This is a genomic window from Rhodococcus sp. GXMU-t2271 (genome assembly GCF_041414735.1).
Taxonomy (GTDB): Bacteria; Actinomycetota; Actinomycetes; order Mycobacteriales; family Mycobacteriaceae; genus Rhodococcus; species Rhodococcus indonesiensis.
Genome location: NZ_JAUIZP010000061.1, coordinates 60,340 through 75,982, shown reverse-complemented (window position 1 = coordinate 75,982; position 15,643 = coordinate 60,340). Strand labels below are relative to the sequence as shown.

The 15,643-nt window shown below is 71.2% G+C and carries 15 protein-coding genes; 13 read left to right on the top strand and 2 right to left on the bottom strand.

Translation table 11 applies throughout. The features are described from left to right. The first annotated feature begins 4 nt into the window (after positions 1 to 4). The 3 genes from QYS60_RS22185 (at position 5) to QYS60_RS22175 (ending at position 4,522) form a co-directional block, all read left to right on the top strand. Positions 5 to 1,423 (top strand): acyl-CoA synthetase, encoded by a 1,419-nt coding sequence (locus QYS60_RS22185; protein ID WP_371384295.1) that lies wholly within the window; start codon positions 5 to 7, stop codon positions 1,421 to 1,423. 129 nt (positions 1,424 to 1,552) lie between these two features. After that, entirely contained in the window at positions 1,553 to 2,818 is a 1,266-nt protein-coding gene (locus tag QYS60_RS22180) for a PucR family transcriptional regulator (protein ID WP_371384294.1), read from the top strand. 150 nt (positions 2,819 to 2,968) lie between these two features. Continuing rightward, positions 2,969 to 4,522 (top strand): substrate-binding domain-containing protein, encoded by a 1,554-nt coding sequence (locus QYS60_RS22175; RefSeq protein ID WP_371384304.1) that lies wholly within the window; start codon positions 2,969 to 2,971, stop codon positions 4,520 to 4,522. A gap of 21 nt (positions 4,523 to 4,543) precedes the next feature. Here the strand turns inward: QYS60_RS22175 and QYS60_RS22170 are convergent, their stop codons facing one another. After that, positions 4,544 to 5,926: an amino acid permease gene (locus QYS60_RS22170; RefSeq protein ID WP_289379545.1), complete on the bottom strand. Its 1,383-nt coding sequence runs from the start codon at positions 5,924 to 5,926 to the stop codon at positions 4,544 to 4,546. A 16-nt stretch (positions 5,927 to 5,942) separates the two neighbouring features. Then, on the bottom strand, positions 5,943 to 6,896 hold the full coding sequence (gene dapD / locus QYS60_RS22165) for a 2,3,4,5-tetrahydropyridine-2,6-dicarboxylate N-succinyltransferase (RefSeq protein WP_003936075.1): 954 nt from the start codon (positions 6,894 to 6,896) through the stop codon (positions 5,943 to 5,945). A 73-nt stretch (positions 6,897 to 6,969) separates the two neighbouring features. Between dapD and dapE the strand changes: the two genes are divergently transcribed. The 10 genes from dapE to QYS60_RS22115 all read left to right on the top strand — a co-directional run bounded on the left by dapE (position 6,970) and on the right by QYS60_RS22115 (position 15,642). Next, the gene (gene dapE / locus QYS60_RS22160) at positions 6,970 to 8,046 is read left to right on the top strand and encodes a succinyl-diaminopimelate desuccinylase (RefSeq protein ID WP_371384293.1); all 1,077 of its coding nucleotides are present in this window, start codon (positions 6,970 to 6,972) and stop codon (positions 8,044 to 8,046) included. 55 nt (positions 8,047 to 8,101) lie between these two features. After that, positions 8,102 to 8,908, top strand: coding sequence for a TIGR00730 family Rossman fold protein (locus QYS60_RS22155; RefSeq protein ID WP_003936077.1), 807 nt, complete (start codon positions 8,102 to 8,104; stop codon positions 8,906 to 8,908). After that, positions 8,902 to 9,489 (top strand): TIGR00730 family Rossman fold protein, encoded by a 588-nt coding sequence (locus QYS60_RS22150; RefSeq protein WP_003936078.1) that lies wholly within the window; start codon positions 8,902 to 8,904, stop codon positions 9,487 to 9,489. The genes QYS60_RS22155 and QYS60_RS22150 overlap by 7 nt, the downstream gene beginning before the upstream one ends. A gap of 69 nt (positions 9,490 to 9,558) precedes the next feature. Next, the gene (locus tag QYS60_RS22145) at positions 9,559 to 11,331 is read left to right on the top strand and encodes a long-chain-acyl-CoA synthetase (RefSeq protein WP_371384292.1); all 1,773 of its coding nucleotides are present in this window, start codon (positions 9,559 to 9,561) and stop codon (positions 11,329 to 11,331) included. A gap of 122 nt (positions 11,332 to 11,453) precedes the next feature. Beyond that, positions 11,454 to 12,335 carry a dihydropteroate synthase gene (folP, locus tag QYS60_RS22140; protein WP_371384291.1) on the top strand — a complete coding sequence of 294 codons (882 nt, stop codon included), beginning with the start codon at positions 11,454 to 11,456 and terminating at the stop codon, positions 12,333 to 12,335. Then, positions 12,332 to 13,339 carry a glucosyl-3-phosphoglycerate synthase gene (locus tag QYS60_RS22135; RefSeq protein WP_371384290.1) on the top strand — a complete coding sequence of 336 codons (1,008 nt, stop codon included), beginning with the start codon at positions 12,332 to 12,334 and terminating at the stop codon, positions 13,337 to 13,339. The genes folP and QYS60_RS22135 overlap by 4 nt, the downstream gene beginning before the upstream one ends. 38 nt (positions 13,340 to 13,377) lie before the next feature. Beyond that, positions 13,378 to 13,791 carry a DivIVA domain-containing protein gene (locus QYS60_RS22130; protein ID WP_371384289.1) on the top strand — a complete coding sequence of 138 codons (414 nt, stop codon included), beginning with the start codon at positions 13,378 to 13,380 and terminating at the stop codon, positions 13,789 to 13,791. 2 nt (positions 13,792 to 13,793) lie between these two features. Further along, complete coding sequence (locus tag QYS60_RS22125) at positions 13,794 to 14,417, top strand: DNA-3-methyladenine glycosylase I (protein ID WP_371384288.1); 624 nt, start codon at positions 13,794 to 13,796, stop codon at positions 14,415 to 14,417. A gap of 96 nt (positions 14,418 to 14,513) precedes the next feature. Beyond that, complete coding sequence (locus QYS60_RS22120; protein WP_003936084.1) at positions 14,514 to 14,681, top strand: DUF3117 domain-containing protein; 168 nt, start codon at positions 14,514 to 14,516, stop codon at positions 14,679 to 14,681. A gap of 112 nt (positions 14,682 to 14,793) precedes the next feature. Next, complete coding sequence (locus tag QYS60_RS22115; protein WP_003936085.1) at positions 14,794 to 15,642, top strand: putative RNA methyltransferase; 849 nt, start codon at positions 14,794 to 14,796, stop codon at positions 15,640 to 15,642. Position 15,643 lies beyond the last annotated feature (1 nt).

Genomic DNA, 15,643 nt, shown 5'->3' with positions numbered 1-15,643 from the left:
CGACGTGTCTTCGCTGCTTCGTTCCCTCAACCCTCTGGCCGTCGCGCGCGGCGACGACGTGTCCGACGCCGTCCGCATCGGCGGGCACACGCTCTCGCGCAGTGACATCCTCGGCGCGGCCGGTGCCCTCGCCCGCCGCATCGGCGGAGCCCAGCGCCTCGCGGTGCTCGCCGCGCCGACGGCGACCACGGTGGTCGCGGTGGTGGGCTGCCTGCTGGCCGGGGTCACCGTCGTCCCGGTGCCACCGGACTCCGGTCCCGCGGAACGCGAGCACATCCTGCGCGACTCGGGCGCGCAGGCGTGGCTCGGGGACGCGCCGGACGAGCCCGGCCTTCCCGTGGTGCCGGTGCGGCTGCACGCCCGCGACTGGCACAGCCACCCGGAACCCGACCCGTCCCGCACGGCGTTCGTGCTCTACACCTCCGGCACCACCGGAGCACCGAAGGGCGTGCTGCTGAGCCGCCGCGCGATCGCCGCCGGAATCGATGCCCTGGCCGAGGCATGGGACTGGACCGAACGCGACACCCTGGTGCACGGTCTGCCCCTGTTCCACGTGCACGGCCTGATCCTCGGAGTGCTCGGTCCGTTGCGCGTCGGCAGTCGGCTCGTCCACACCGGCAGGCCCACCCCGGAGGCGTACGCGCAGGCCCACGGCACCCTGTACTTCGGGGTGCCCACCGTGTGGTCGCGCGTGGTCGAGGACGAGGAGTCAGCGAAGGCCCTCAGCGGCGCGCGGCTGCTGGTGTCCGGCAGCGCGCCGCTGCCCGTCCCCGTGTTCGAGCGCCTGCGCGAGCTGACGGGACTCACCCCGATCGAGCGGTACGGGATGAGCGAAACGATGCTGACGCTGAGCACCCGGGTCGACGGGGAGCGCCGTCCCGGATGGGTGGGTACCCCGGTGCGCGGTGTCGAGACCCGGCTGCGCGACGAGCACGGCAACGACGTCCCCCACGACGGCGAGAGCATCGGCGGACTGCAGGTGCGCGGACCGATGCTGTTCGACGGCTACCTCAACCGTCCCGACGCCACCGCCGCGGCGTGGACCCCGGACGGCTGGTTCGTCACCGGTGACGTCGCGGCGATCGACGCAGGTGGGTTCCACCGCATCGTCGGCCGCGAATCGACGGACCTCATCAAGTCCGGCGGGTTCCGGGTCGGGGCCGGCGAGATCGAAACCGTGCTGCTCGGCGATCCGTCCGTGCGGGAGGTCGCGGTGGTGGGAGTCCCCGACGACGACCTGGGCCAGCGCATCGTCGCCTTCGTGGTGCCCGCACCGGGCGGCCCCGCTGTCGACCCGGCCGCGCTGATCGAGCTCGTGGCCCGGCAGCTCTCCGTGCACAAGCGGCCACGCGAGGTGCGGGTGGTGGACACCCTCCCGCGCAACGCGATGGGCAAGGTCCAGAAGAAGCAGCTGCTGACCTGACCCGAGCCCCGACAACCGCTCCGAGTGTGAGCCACGTCGCCGCGGGCCTTGTCCGATTCGCGCAGGACACGTACCTTCCTACGGCAGAGTAAGGTCGTTCTCTTTCCGGAGTCATGGGGGTTCTGCGGAATGTCGGTGTCCGAATTCGGTTCCAGGTCGGGGGTGGCATTCGTCGTCGACGGAAGGCCCGCCTCGGTCCCGCTGCGAGACCTGCGCGCGGTCGCCCGCAAACTGGTCGCGCACTTCGCGGACAACGTCGCGCCGTGTGCCCTGGAGCCGGGCGACACCCTGCGCGGCGACGTCACGGAGATCACCGTCCGGTGCCTGCGCCTGGCGATCCAGGTGCTGGACACGGGCGAGCTGCCGACCGACGCCGATCTGGCGGAGCTGCGCAGCAGCGCCGCCCAGTGGGCGCGCGCGGGATTCCGGCTGGAGTACATGCTGCGGATCTACCACGAGGGCATCCGGCTCGGCTGGGAACTCGTCACCGCCCGGGCCCGGGAGGGCGACGTCGAATCGGTCGCCACGGCGTCGCGGCTGTGGATGGCGCTGCTCGAACACGTCACCGTCGCCGCGACGACCGGGTTCGTCTCCGAGCTCGAGGCGATGCGCCGCAACCGCGACGTCGCGGCCCAGGAACTCGTGACCGCCCTGCTCGGCGGGCAGGACGCCGCCGCCGTCGCGCGCCGGTCCGGGCTCGAGCTGGCCGACCGGTACACGATCCTCGGGGTGCGGCTGGGCCGGCACCCGGACGAGCGCAACCCGCACGTGCGGCCGGAGGTTGTCGCCCGGCGCACCCTGCGGCGGCTCGAGACCGAGCTGGACCGGGTGTGCGACGGCCGGCAGCTGACCATGCTCGGACCCGAGGGCGGCACCGTGCTGCTCGGCGACACCCCGGCCGAGCACATCCGCACCGCGCTCTACGAGCGGGTTGCCCGCGCCGCCGGGGTGCCGGTGACGGTGTCGCTCGTCGAGTCCGACGTCCCGGGCATTCCCGCCGCGGCCCACCAGGCGCACGAACTGCTCGAACTGGTCGGTCACCTGCGCAGGCCCGCAGGCGTGTACCGGATGCAGGACCTGGCCTTCGAATACCAGCTGACCCGGCCCGGGCCGGCCCGTGAGCATCTCGTGCGAGTGCTCGATCCGCTGACCCACGCGCCGGAGCTGGTGGAGACCCTCGAAACCCACATCGACCACGAACTGAGCCGCCAGCGCACCGCCCGGAGCCTGCACGTGCACGCCAACACCGTGGACTACCGGCTCAAGCGCGTCGCGCAGCTCACCGGCTTCGACCCGACCGTCCCCTCCGGGCTGCGCCATCTGCACGCCGCCCTCGTCGCGCGGCGGCTCCAGGCCGGAGCGGACACCGGCGGCTCACCTGGGGACGGCTTGTGAGACCGGACCGTTACGATGTGGCGCAGATCATGACGACGGTGTGTGCCACGCGGCCCCGCACCGGCAGGGGAGGACCATATGGCAGGAGGCCGCCACAGTGCGCGGACGACACGTGACGGCCGATCGACCCGGGTAGTCGTACTCGTCGGTGTGGCGGTGGTGGCGCTCACAGCGGCCGGTGTCGGCGTCGTCCGTGCTCTGGCCGGCGGATGCGACACCGTCGAGCAGTACAGCCTCGCCGTCGCCCCGAGCATCGAACCGGCCGTGAGTTCCGTCCTGTCGGGGCGCGCGGACACGCGGTGCTACGAGTTTACGGTCGACACCGCCGAACCGGGCGACGTCGCCGGGCTGCTCGGCAAGGGAATCGACGCGCCCGACCTGTGGATTCCGGACGCCCGCTGGTGGGCGAGCCGTGCGGCACCGACCGCCGCCGGACCGGTGCAGATGATCGCGGGCGCGGTCGCGAGCACCCCCGCGGTCCTCGTGGGAGCACCTGGGAAGGTTCCGGAGGTGCCCACCTGGCGGGCCGCCCTGGCGATCCCCGATCTGGTGCTGGGCAATCCGCTCCGAACCGGGGTGGCCGCCGCCCCGATCCGGGCGGCGCTGGCCGAGACCCAGGACGATCCCGTCGCGGTCGGCACGGTGCGTACCGCCATGGTGCCCCTGGCCCAGACGGAGAGCAGCCGCACCGAGGAAGCACTAAGCGGTGCGGACCTGCTGACCGCGGTCGGCGCCGACGGCGGTGTCGGAATCTCCACCGAACAGCAGGTGCTGGCGTTCTCGGCGGCGAACGAGTCCGCGCTCGAGACCCGGGTACCGGCCAACGGCAGCATCCTGCTCGAGTACCCGGTGGTGGTGACGTCGCCCGCCCCCGACCGGCACCATCGCGCGACGGACGCCGCCCGGGCACTGGTCGACGTGCTGGGCACGCAGAACGCCCTGGAAGTGCTCCACGACGAGGGATTCCGCGGACCCGACGGCGAGCCGCTGCCCGAAGGACGCGGCATCGGGGGCGTGCCGCTGCTGTCGCTGCGGGACGAGGCGATGGCGGAGGAGGCGCTCGGCGCCTGGTCGTTGCTGGCACTGCCGATCCGCACGCTCGTCGCGGTCGACGTGTCCGGTTCGATGCGGTTCCCGGCCGGCGACGGCACCCGGATGGACCTGACGGTGCGGGCCGCCCTCGCGGGCAACGCGATGTTCCCCGACAGTGTCTCGGCGGGACTGTGGGCCTTCTCGCAGAACCTCGGCGAGGACGGCCAGGACTACGTCGAGCTGGTACCGATCCGGCGGTACGACACCGATGTCGGCGGGCGCACCCAGCGGGAGGTGATGGCGGACCAGGCGGAGAAGGTGCCCGGTCTGGTCGGCGGCGGCACCGGCCTGTACGACACGACTCTCGCGGCGTTCCGTGCCGTCCAGCGGAGTTACGACCCCCGCGCGGTCAACAGTGTCATCGTCCTCACCGACGGTGCGAACGAGGACCCCGACAGCATCTCCGAGGCGCAGCTCCTCGAAATCCTCGCGCGCGAGCAGGATCCGGCGCGGCCGGTGATCGTCGTGACGATCGGCATCACGGAGGACGCGGACGCCCGGACCCTCGCCGAGATCTCCCGGGTGACCGGCGGCTCGAGCTACGTCGCCCGCGACCCCGCGGACATCGCGAACGTCTTCGTCAATGCGCTCGCCGACCGGGGCGAGCGCTGAGATCGCCCGAGTGATTCCGGACTACTGCACTCTCGCGCGGGACCGGCGCTGCCACAGTTGCGACATCGCAGCGATGAACAGGAACAGCACAGCCGTCGAGGCGAGCTGGATCCGGGCGGCGGGGTCGAACAACATGAGCGCGATGAACGCGCCGAGCATGCCGAGGGTGAGCCAGCTCAGATAGGGGAACGCCCACATCCGGACGGTGAGGCGGCCCTCCTGCTCCAGGGTCGGCCGCAGCCGCAGGTGCGAGACGACGACGAAGATCCAGATCGCCAGCAGGGCGGAGCCGACCGCGTTGAGCAGGATGCCGAGGATGTCCTCGGGCAGCCACCAGTTCAGCAGGACCGAGACGAACCCGAAGAACACGGACAGCAGCACGGCGTTGCGGGGGACGCCCGTGCGGGAGAGCTGCGCGAGCACGGCCGGACCGTCGCCGCCCCGGGCGAGGGAGTAGGCCATGCGTGAGGTGCCGTAGACGTTGGCGTTGAAGGCCGACAGCAGCGCGATCACCACGACGAGTTCCATGAAACCCGACACGTACGGCAGGCCGGCGATGTCGAGGACACTGACGAACGGCGAGGTCTCACCGCTCGCGGACGTCCACGGCAGCACCAGCACCATGATCGAGATCGAGCCGAGGTAGAACAGGCTGATACGCCACACGACGGTGCGCACCGCGGTCGCGATGGACCGCTCGGGATCGCGCGACTCGGCCGCGGCGATGGTGACGATCTCGATGCCGCCGAAGGCGAAGGCGACGGCCAGCAGGCCGGCGGCGATGCCGGCGAGGCCGTTGGGGGCGAATCCGTCACCGTCGCCGAGCAGGTGGGTCAGTCCCACCGGCTCGGTGTCCGGCAACAGGCCGAACACCAGCAGCACTCCGATGACGAGGAAGGCGACGATGACCGCGACCTTAAGCGCCGCGAACCAGAACTCGAACTCGCCGAAGTTGGCGACCTTCGCGAGGTTCACCACCGCGAAGAACGTGACGAACACCAGGGCCACGACCCATTGCGGCACACCCGGCAGCCAGCTGCTCACGATCGCCGAGGCGCCGGTGATCTCCACGCCCAGGACCATGATCAGCATGAACCAGTAGAGCCAGCCCATCGTGAATCCGGCCCATTCGCCGATGCCGATGCGGGCGTAGTGGGAGAAGGATCCGCTGGCCGGAAGGGCAGCCCCCATCTCGCCCAGCATGCGCATCACGAAGACGATCATGATGCCGGCGAGGACGTAGGAGACGATCACCGCGGGTCCGGCGGCGGCGATGCCGACGCCGGACCCGAGGAACAGGCCTGCGCCGATCGCGGAACCGAGTCCCATCATCGTCAGGTGCCGGACCTTGAGCCCGTGCTCGAGCTGGTCGGCTTCGGTGAGAGTGTGCTCGGTTTTCGACACGATCGGTTTCTCTGGCTCAGTCGTTGGCGTGCAGCGCCGCGTTCAGTTCGACGCCGGTGCCCTTGGTGGGGACCACCTCGACGGCGCCGCTGACCGAGTTACGGCGCAGCATCAGGTTGGAACGGCCGTTGAGGTCCTTGGCCTTGACGACGGTGCCGTCGGGACCGGTGACCTTCGTGCCGGCAGTGACGTACAGGCCGGCCTCGACGATGCAGTCGTCGCCGAGGGAGATGCCCACACCGGCGTTGGCGCCGAGCAGGCACCGCTTGCCGATGGCGATGACCTCCTTGCCGCCGCCGGACAGGGTGCCCATGATCGACGCACCCCCACCGATGTCGGAGCCGTCGTCGACGACGACCCCGGCGGAGATACGGCCCTCGACCATCGAGTTGCCGAGTGTGCCCGCGTTGAAGTTCACGAAGCCCTCGTGCATGACGGTGGTGCCGGACGCCAGGTGCGCACCGAGACGGACGCGGTCGGCGTCGGCGATGCGCACCCCGGACGGCACGACGTAGTCGACCATGCGGGGGAACTTGTCGACGCCGTACACGGTCACGGGCCCCCGGATACGCAGGCGTGAGCGCACCAGCTCGAAGGTGTCCACGGCGCACGGGCCGTAGTTGGTCCACACGACATTGGCGAGCAGACCGAACACACCGTCGAGGTTGGTGCCGTGCGGCCGGACGAGGCGGTGCGACAGCAGGTGGAGCCGCAGGTAGGCATCGTGCGTGTCGGCCGGCGGCCGGGACAGGTCGGCGATCGTCGTGCGGACCGCGACCTGCTCGACCTCACGTGCCTCGTCGGGGCCGACGAGCAACGCGAAGTCGGAGGGGATGTCCGTGCCCTCGAGCCGGGACGTGCCCGTCTCGGTGAATTCGCCGAGCTCGGGGGCCGGGTACCAGGTGTCGAGAACGGTGCCGTCCGCCGCGATGTTGGCGATGCCTACTGCTGATGCTCCCTGTGCACTCACGGTCGAGAAGCGTACGCGAGGCCGCGTCGTTCTCGCGGACGGCCTGGGAAATCGCCCCACGTATTGTTCTTGCATGTCTGCACCGCACCTGGACCTGCATGCCGATCCGATCGAGCTGACCGCTGCCCTCGTGGACATTCCCAGCGTCTCCCGGGACGAGGCGGTGATCGCCGAGTCCGTCGAACAGGCACTGCGCACCCAGACCGCCGGTTTCGAGATCGTCCGCAGCGGCAACGCGGTTCTCGCCCGCACCCGCCTCGGGCGGCCGAGCCGGGTGCTGCTGGCCGGGCACCTCGACACCGTGCCCATCGCGGACAACGTGCCGTCGCGGCGCGAGGGGGAGTTGCTGTACGGGTGCGGCACGGCCGACATGAAGTCGGGCGACGCGGTGTTCCTGCACCTGGCCGCCACGATCGCCGAGCCGGCGCACGATCTGACCCTGGTGTTCTACGACTGCGAGGAGATCGCCGCGGTGCACAACGGTCTCGGTCGGATCGAGCGGGACCTGCGGGACTGGCTGGACGCGGACGTGGCGATCCTCGGCGAGCCGACGGCCGGCCAGATCGAGGCGGGCTGCCAGGGCACCCTGCGGGTGCAGATCACGGCGAGCGGGACGCGCGCGCATTCGGCGCGGTCCTGGCTGGGGGACAATGCGATCCATCGGCTGGCCCCCGTGCTCGACCGGCTCGCGGCCTACGAACCGCGGTCGGTGGACATCGACGGCTGCGTCTACCGCGAGGGTCTGTCCGCGGTGCGGATCTCCGGCGGCGTCGCGGGCAATGTGGTGCCCGACGCCGCGGACCTCGACGTCAACTTCCGGTTCGCGCCCGACCGCACGGTCGAGCAGGCGCTCGCGCACGTACGGGAGGTGTTCGACGGTCTCGACGTCACCCTCGAGCTCACCGACAGCTCGCCCGGCGCGCTGCCCGGCCTGGCCCATCCCACCGCGGCGGACCTCGTCGCCGCGGCCGGCGGCCGGTTCCGGGCCAAGTACGGGTGGACGGACGTCGCGCGCTTCGCCGCGCTGGGGATCCCGGCGGTCAACTACGGCCCCGGCGATCCGAATCTCGCGCACACCCGGGACGAGCACGTGCCCGTGGGGCAGATCACCGAGGTCGCCGACACGCTGCGCAGGTACCTCGCCGGCTGACGCGCACGGCGTCGGATCGGCAGGCGCGGCCTGCCGCATCCCCTAATCTGAGCGCATGGCGCGCGACACCGACCCCGGATCCCGCGACCGTGCGAGTGCCGACGTGGTGCACCGCGGTCCCGTCCAGCTGCGCCGTGACCGGGTGGCCGAGACCACGACGATGGATCAGCGGCTGCTCGATCGCCGGGGCCCGTCCGACTGGGTGCACACCGATCCGTGGCGGGTGCTGCGCATCCAGAGCGAGTTCGTCGAGGGCTTCGGGGCGCTGGCCGAGGTGCCCCGTGCGGTGGCGGTGTTCGGCTCGGCCCGCACCCCCGCCGACCATCCCGAGTACGCCACCGGACGCGCCCTCGGGGCCGCCCTGGCCGCGGCCGGCTATGCGGTGGTCACCGGTGGTGGGCCGGGGGCGATGGAGGCCGCCAACCGCGGGGCGAGCGAGTCGGGAGGATTCTCCATCGGCCTGGGCATCGAACTGCCGTTCGAGCAGGCCCTCAACGAGTGGGTCGACCTCGGACTGAACTTCCGCTACTTCTTCGCCCGCAAGACGATGTTCGTGAAGTACTCCCAGGCCTTCGTCTGTCTGCCCGGCGGATTCGGAACGCTCGACGAGCTGTTCGAGGCGCTCACGCTGGTCCAGACCCACAAGATCACCCGGTTCCCGATCGTGCTGCTCGGGACGCACTACTGGGCGGGGCTGCTCGAGTGGATCCGGCAGTCGATGATCGGCGAGGGGCGGATCTCGCCGGGCGACCTCGACCTGCTGTATCTGACCGACAGTGTCGAGGAGGCGGTGCAGATCGTCGTCGACGCCCACCGCGGCCAGGACGAGTCGGCGCTGTACGGGGAGGGCGGGTCGTGGTGAGCCGCTTCGGTCCGGCGGAGGGTGTCGGGGGCGAGCGCGCGGTCGAGGCCCGGGCGGTGTGCGTCTACTGTGCCTCCGGTCCCGTCGGGGACTCCTACCTCGAGCTGGCGGCGGCGGTGGGGACCGCCATCGGACGGCGCGGCTGGCAGCTGGTCTCCGGCGGTGGCAACGTGTCGATGATGGGCGCGGTGGCGGAGGCCACCCGGGCGGCGGGCGGGCACACCGTCGGCGTGATCCCCAAGGCGCTGGTGCACCGTGAGGTCGCCGACGTCGACGCGGACGAGCTGATCGTCACCGACACGATGCGCCAGCGGAAGCAGGTGATGGAGGAGCGGGCCGACGCGTTCGTCGCGCTGCCCGGCGGGATCGGCACCCTCGAGGAACTGTTCGAGACATGGACGGCCGGCTATCTGGGTATGCACGCCAAGCCGGTGGTGTTGCTCGATCCGGTGGGGCACTACCGCGGGCTGCTGGACTGGCTCGAGGCGATGGTGCCGACCGGCTTCGTCAACCGCCGCGCTCTCGACGGCCTGCAGCTCACCGAGGACATCGAGGACGCGCTCGACCGGTGCGCCGGGTGAGGGGCTTCCGCATCGCGTCGAGGTTGCTTACTCTGCAGTAAGTTGTTGTCCACCGCCACGAAGGATGCCATGCCCGAGTCCGGTTCGACCATCTCCCTGGTGGGTCTCGCCACCCAGCTCCCGCGAATGCTGCCCGACGTACCGAGCCTGCTGCGCGGCGCGGTGGGCCTGACCCGGCGCCCGGAGGCGCGCGAGACGATCGGGTCGGTGTTCCAACGCCTCGCCGAGCGGAACCCGGACCGGCCGTTCCTGCGCTTCGAGGGTGACGCCCTCAGCTACGGCGACGCCAACGCGCAGGTCAACCGCTACGCGGCCGTCCTCACCGCCCAAGGCGTGCGCACCGGCGATGTCGTCGGCGTGCTGATGAAGAACCGCCCGGAGGCGCTGCTCGTCGCGCTCGCCACGGTCAAGCTGGGCGCCGCGGCGGGCATGCTCAATCACCATCAGCGCGGGGAGGTTCTCGCGCACAGCCTCGGCCTGCTCGACAGCCGGGTACTCGTGGTCGGCGAGGAGTGCGAGGAGGCCCTGGAGTCCCTCGACGGGCCGCCACCGGCCGGGAAGGTGCTGCGCGTCGGCGAACTCGACGACCTCGCCGTCGCGGCCGACTCCGCGAACCCCGCCGTCACCGAGCGCCTGCAGGCGAAGGAGACCGCCTTCTTCATCTTCACCTCGGGCACCACGGGCATGCCCAAGGCCAGCCGGATGACCCACTACCGCTGGCTGAAGTCCATGTCCGGCCTGGGCAGCCTCGGTGTCCGGCTGCGCCGCGACGACACCCTGTACTGCTGCCTGCCGCTCTACCACAACAACGCCCTCACCGTCTCGCTGTCGTCGGTGCTCGCAGCCGGAGCCACGTTCGCGCTCGGCCGCAAGTTCTCCGCCACCGGTTTCTGGGCCGACGCGAAACGCAACGACGCGACGGCGTTCGTCTACATCGGGGAGATCTGCCGCTACCTGCTGAACCAGCCGCCGTCGCCCGACGACCGCGATCACGGCATCCGGCTGATGGTCGGCAACGGACTGCGCGCCGAGATCTGGACCGAGTTCACCGAGCGGTTCGGCATCGCCCGCGTCGCCGAGTTCTACGGCGCGAGCGAGTGCAACATCGCGTTCGTCAACGCCCTGAACCAGCCGCGCACCGCGGGTGTCTGCCCCCTGCCGTACGCCGTGGTCGACTACGACCACGAGACCGGCAAGGCCCTGCGCGGACCGGACGGACGGTTGCGCCGGGTCGGCCGCGGCGAGGTGGGCCTGCTGCTGGCGAAGGTCACCGACCGTGCCCCGTTCGACGGTTACACCGATCCGGAAGCGAGCGAGTCCAAGCTGGTCCGCGACGGCTTCGAGGACGGCGACACCTGGTTCGACACCGGCGATCTCGTTCGCAGTCAGGGCTTCATGCACGTCGCGTTCGTCGACCGTCTCGGCGACACCTTCCGGTGGAAGGGCGAGAACGTCGCCACCACCGAGGTCGAGGCGGCCGTGTCGGCGAGCGAGTCGATCTCGCAGGCGGTGGTCTACGGGGTCGAGATCCCCGGCACCGACGGCCGGGCCGGGATGGCCGCGGTCACGCTCCACGACGGCGCCGAGTTCGACGGTGCCGCGGTCGCGGCGCAGCTGTACCGGACGCTGCCGTCGTACGCGGTACCGCTGTTCGTCCGGGTCGTCGACGAACTCGAGCACACCTCGACGTTCAAGAGCCGCAAGGTGGACCTGCGCAAGCAGGGCTACACCGACACCGGGGACGATCCGGTGTACGTGCTCACCGGGCGGGACGAGGGCTACCGGCCCGCATACGACGGCTACGTCGAGTCCGTCGCCGGCGGCGAGCTGCCGGCCGGCTGAGTTCCGTCGCCGCCGTACCCACGATTCGCGCGGGCGTCCGGAATCCGCCCACGCCGTGCGGTGGGCGGATTCCGGTTCACCGCTCGGATTCGGCCGGCCGGAGTGCATGCCAGGATGGATCCATGACCGCCTCCGCCACCGTCTCGCCGACCCTCTGCGGCCGCCCGGTCGCCACCGACCGGGCCCTGGTGATGGCGATCGTCAACCGCACCCCGGACTCCTTCTACGACCGGGGTGCGACCTTCACCGACGAGGCCGCGATGGCGGCCGTGGACCGGGCCGTGGCCGAGGGCGCGGACCTCGTCGACATCGGCGGCGTGAAGGCCGGCCCCGGTGAGGTGGTCGACGCAGAGGAGGAGACGCGACGGGTGGTGCCGTTCGTCGCGGCGATCCGAGCCCGGCACCCCGGGCTGCTCGTCAGTGTCGACACCTGGCGCAGCGACGTCGCGCGGCGCGCCCTCGCCGAGGGCGCGGACCTGATCAACGACACGTGGGCGGGTGCCGATCCGGAACTGGTGACCGTCGCCGCCGAACTCGGCGCGGGCATCGTCTGCTCGCACACCGGGGGTGCAGCCCCGCGCACCCGGCCGCACCGCGTGCGCTACACCGACGTCGTCGCCGAGGTGACCCGGGAGATCGTCGCCGCGGCCGAGCGGGCCGCGAAGGCCGGAGTGCCCGGCGACTCCATCCTCATCGATCCGACGCACGATTTCGGCAAGAACACCTTTCACGGCCTCGAGTTGTTGCGGCACGTGGACGTTCTCGTAAACACCGGGTGGCCGGTTCTCATGGCGCTGAGCAACAAGGACTTCATCGGGGAGACTCTGGGGGTGGAACTCGCCGACCGGTTGGAGGGCACATTGGCAGCGACAGCACTTGCGGCCGCGGCAGGCGCGCGGATGTTCCGGGTGCACGAGGTGGCGGCGACCCGGCGCGTGGTCGACATGGTGGCCGCCGTCGCCGGCACCCGGCCCCCGGCACGCACCGTCAGGGGGCTGGCATGAGCACGGCGACTACACGGCCGTGGGCCGGGGCCACGGCGGTCACTCAGCCGTCGGCCGGGGCGACGGCGGTCACTCAGCCGTCGGCCGGGGCGACGGCGGTCAACCGGCCCTGGGCCGAGGCGAACAGCTGGGACGAGCCCGGTTGGAGCATCGCCGAACTGGAACGCGCCAAGCGCGGCCGGACCGTATCGGTGGTGCTGCCCGCGCTCAACGAGGAGACGACTGTGGCGGGGGTGGTGGACACCATCCATCCGCTGCTCGGTGGGCTGGTGGACGAGCTGATCGTGCTGGACTCGGGGTCCACCGACCGCACGGCGGAGCGGGCCCGCAGCGCCGGTGCACGCGTGCTGTCGCGAGAAGAGGCGGTCCCGGGTCTGGCCCCCCTGCCCGGTAAGGGTGAGGTGCTGTGGCGGTCGGTTGCGGCCACCACCGGCGACCTGATCGCGTTCGTCGATTCGGATCTGCTCGAGCCCGATCCGGCGTTCGTCCCCAAGCTGCTCGGACCACTGCTCACCGGCGACGGCATCCACCTGGTCAAGGGCTACTACCGTCGCCCGCTCCGGGTCAGCGGCGCCGAGGAGGCCAACGGGGGCGGGCGGGTCACCGAACTGGTGGCGCGGCCCCTGCTCGCGGCGCTGCGACCGGAGCTGACGTGCGTGCTGCAGCCCCTCGGCGGTGAGTACGCCGGGACCCGGGAACTGCTGTCGGCAGTGCCCTTCGCACCCGGGTACGGCGTCGAGATCGGGCTGCTGCTCGACACCTACGACCGGCTCGGCATCGACGCGATCGCCCAGGTCAACCTCGGCGTACGCAAGCACCGGAACCGGCCGCTCGGGGAGCTGGGGGTGATGAGCCGGCAGATCGTCGGCACCATGCTCGCCCGCTGCGGGATCCCCGACTCGGGAGCGGGTCTGACCCAGTTCCTCGTGGACGGTGACGGGTTCGTCCCCGTCACCACGGAGGTCAGTTTGGTGGACCGGCCCCCGGTCGTCACCGTCACCTGACACCCCGTCGTGTCGGGGGCCCGTGCCAAGATCGGTACATGCTGACGGTTCTGCTCTACCTGCTCGTCGTGGTGGTCGTCGGCGCGGTGCTGTTCCTCGTGGCGAGCGCGGTGTTCGGCCGGGGCGAGAGCCTGGCGCCGATCCCACCGGGTGCCACGGCGACGGCGCTTCCGGTCACCGACGTGACCGGCGCGGACGTCCGCGAACTGCGTTTCCAGCAGGTGCTGCGGGGCTACAAGACCGCCGAGGTGGACTGGGCGCTCGACCGGCTCGCGCACGAGATCGACGATCTGCGGGCCCGGCTCACCGCATACGAGGACACCGCATACGAGGACACCGCATACGAGAACACCGGTGGGGACGCTCCGGGCGGCGACGAGGCGGACAGCGGCCGGACCGGCGCATCCGTCGCGGCAGAGGCCGCGGGGGACCGCTCGGACGAGGGGGAGTAGCGATGAGCGAGGATCGGGTGCGTTGTCCGTGGGCAGTGGATCTGCCGGGGTCCACGCTGTACCGGGACTACCACGACGAGGAGTGGGGCAGGGAGCTGCACGGACGCGACGAGTTGTTCGAGCGCCTGGCCCTCGAGGCGTTCCAGTCGGGGCTGTCGTGGCTGACGATCCTGCGGAAGCGGGAGGCATTCCGATCGGCGTTCGCCGGATTCGACGTCGACGTGGTCGCCGGCTACACCGCGGTCGACGTCGACCGCCTGCTCGGTGACGCCGGCATCGTCCGGAACCGGCGCAAGATCGAGGCGGTGATCGCCAACGCCCGGGCAGTGCTCGACCTGCGGGACACGGACCTCGACACGTTGCTGTGGTCGTTCGCGCCGGCGCGGCGCGCCCGGCGTCTGCGCTCGGTGGCGGAGGTACCTGCGGTGACCCCGGAGTCCACGGCGATGGCCCGGGAACTGAAGCGGCGCGGCTTCGCGTTCGTCGGTCCTACCACGGCGTATGCGCTCATGCAGGCCACCGGCATGGTCGACGACCATCTCGCCGAGTGCTGGGTCGATACGGACGTTCGATCAGCTTCCGGCGACATTAGGGCGGAGTCAGCTACCCGGCGGTCGGCCGGATAGGGAAGAATGATGTGACGAGCCTCGTCGATTTCCGGCGAGGCCCCCACGGTAACCCACGCGCGCAAGAGTCGAGCGCAGATTTGGAGGGAGCAGAGGATGGCGGCCATGAAGCCCCGGACCGGGGACGGTCCCCTCGAAGCAACCAAAGAGGGACGAGGAATCGTCATGAGGGTTCCACTCGAGGGTGGCGGACGTCTGGTCGTCGAACTCACGCCGGAGGAAGCTGCAGCGCTCGGCGAAGAGCTCAAGGGCGTCACCAGCTAGGTGTCGGCAGCCGGCGACGTTTCGCCGGTTCCCCCGGGCCCCGCGCGCCACGGTGCGCGGGGCCCGTTGCTGTTCGTACTCCGGTGCTCTGCGTTTCTCGGAAGGACTGCCCGTGCTCGATGCGGTGACCGACCTGCTCGCCTGCCCCCAGTGCGAGCGTGGGCTCGACCTCGACGAGGGCGTCCTGCTGTGCGAGGCCGGGCACAGCTTCGACGTCGCGCGGCAGGGATATGTCAGCCTCCTCACCGGGGCCGCGACGCGGTTCACCGGCGACACCGCGGAGATGATCGCCGCGCGCGCGGACTTCCTCGACGCCGGACACTACGATCCGCTGCTCGGCGCCGTCGCCCGGGCCTGTGCCGAGCACGCCACCGGCGACGACGGTGCCCGCGTCCTCGAAGTGGGTGCGGGCACCGGGAGGTACCTCGCAGCGGTGCTCGACGCGCTGCCGGACAGCCGCGGCGTCGGGCTCGACGTGTCCAAACCCGCGGTCCGGCGCATCGCGCGCAGCCATCCCCGCGTCGGGGCCGTGCTCGCCGACGTGTGGCGGCAACTGCCGATCCGCAGCGGCGTCCTCACCCACGTGCTGTCCGTCTTCGCGCCCCGCAACGCCGCCGAGACGCACCGCGTTCTCGCCCCCGGCGGCGTGCTCGTCGTCGCGGCTCCCACTCCGGCTCACCTGCGCGAACTGGTGACGCTGCCGGGAATGGTCCAGGTGGACGAACGCAAGACCGAGCGGCTCGGGGCGGCCCTGTCCGGCGGGTTCGAGCGACTCGACCGCGCCGACGTGCAGTTCACCTTGGAACTCGACCGTCCGGCACTGGGCCGGCTGGCCGGCATGGGGCCGTCGGGACACCACCTGACGGCCGAACGGCTGGCCGAACTGGTCGCGGGATTGCCGGAGCCGTTCCCGGTGACCGCCTCGGTGACCGTCACCGTGTGGGAGCGCCGCTCGGACTGAC

Bases quoted from the DNA above. Each gene is read 5' to 3' on its own strand.
- QYS60_RS22135 (WP_371384290.1), top strand. From the start codon at position 12,332: ATGAGCACGGCGACTACACGGCCGTGGGCCGGGGCCACGGCGGTCACT.
- QYS60_RS22120 (WP_003936084.1), top strand. From the start codon at position 14,514: ATGGCGGCCATGAAGCCCCGGACCGGGGACGGTCCCCTCGAAGCAACC.
- QYS60_RS22130 (WP_371384289.1), top strand. From the start codon at position 13,378: ATGCTGACGGTTCTGCTCTACCTGCTCGTCGTGGTGGTCGTCGGCGCG.
- QYS60_RS22155 (WP_003936077.1), top strand. From the start codon at position 8,102: ATGGCGCGCGACACCGACCCCGGATCCCGCGACCGTGCGAGTGCCGAC.
- QYS60_RS22145 (WP_371384292.1), top strand. From the start codon at position 9,559: ATGCCCGAGTCCGGTTCGACCATCTCCCTGGTGGGTCTCGCCACCCAG.
- folP (WP_371384291.1), top strand. From the start codon at position 11,454: ATGACCGCCTCCGCCACCGTCTCGCCGACCCTCTGCGGCCGCCCGGTC.
- QYS60_RS22125 (WP_371384288.1), top strand. From the start codon at position 13,794: ATGAGCGAGGATCGGGTGCGTTGTCCGTGGGCAGTGGATCTGCCGGGG.
- QYS60_RS22180 (WP_371384294.1), top strand. From the start codon at position 1,553: ATGTCGGTGTCCGAATTCGGTTCCAGGTCGGGGGTGGCATTCGTCGTC.
- dapE (WP_371384293.1), top strand. From the start codon at position 6,970: ATGTCTGCACCGCACCTGGACCTGCATGCCGATCCGATCGAGCTGACC.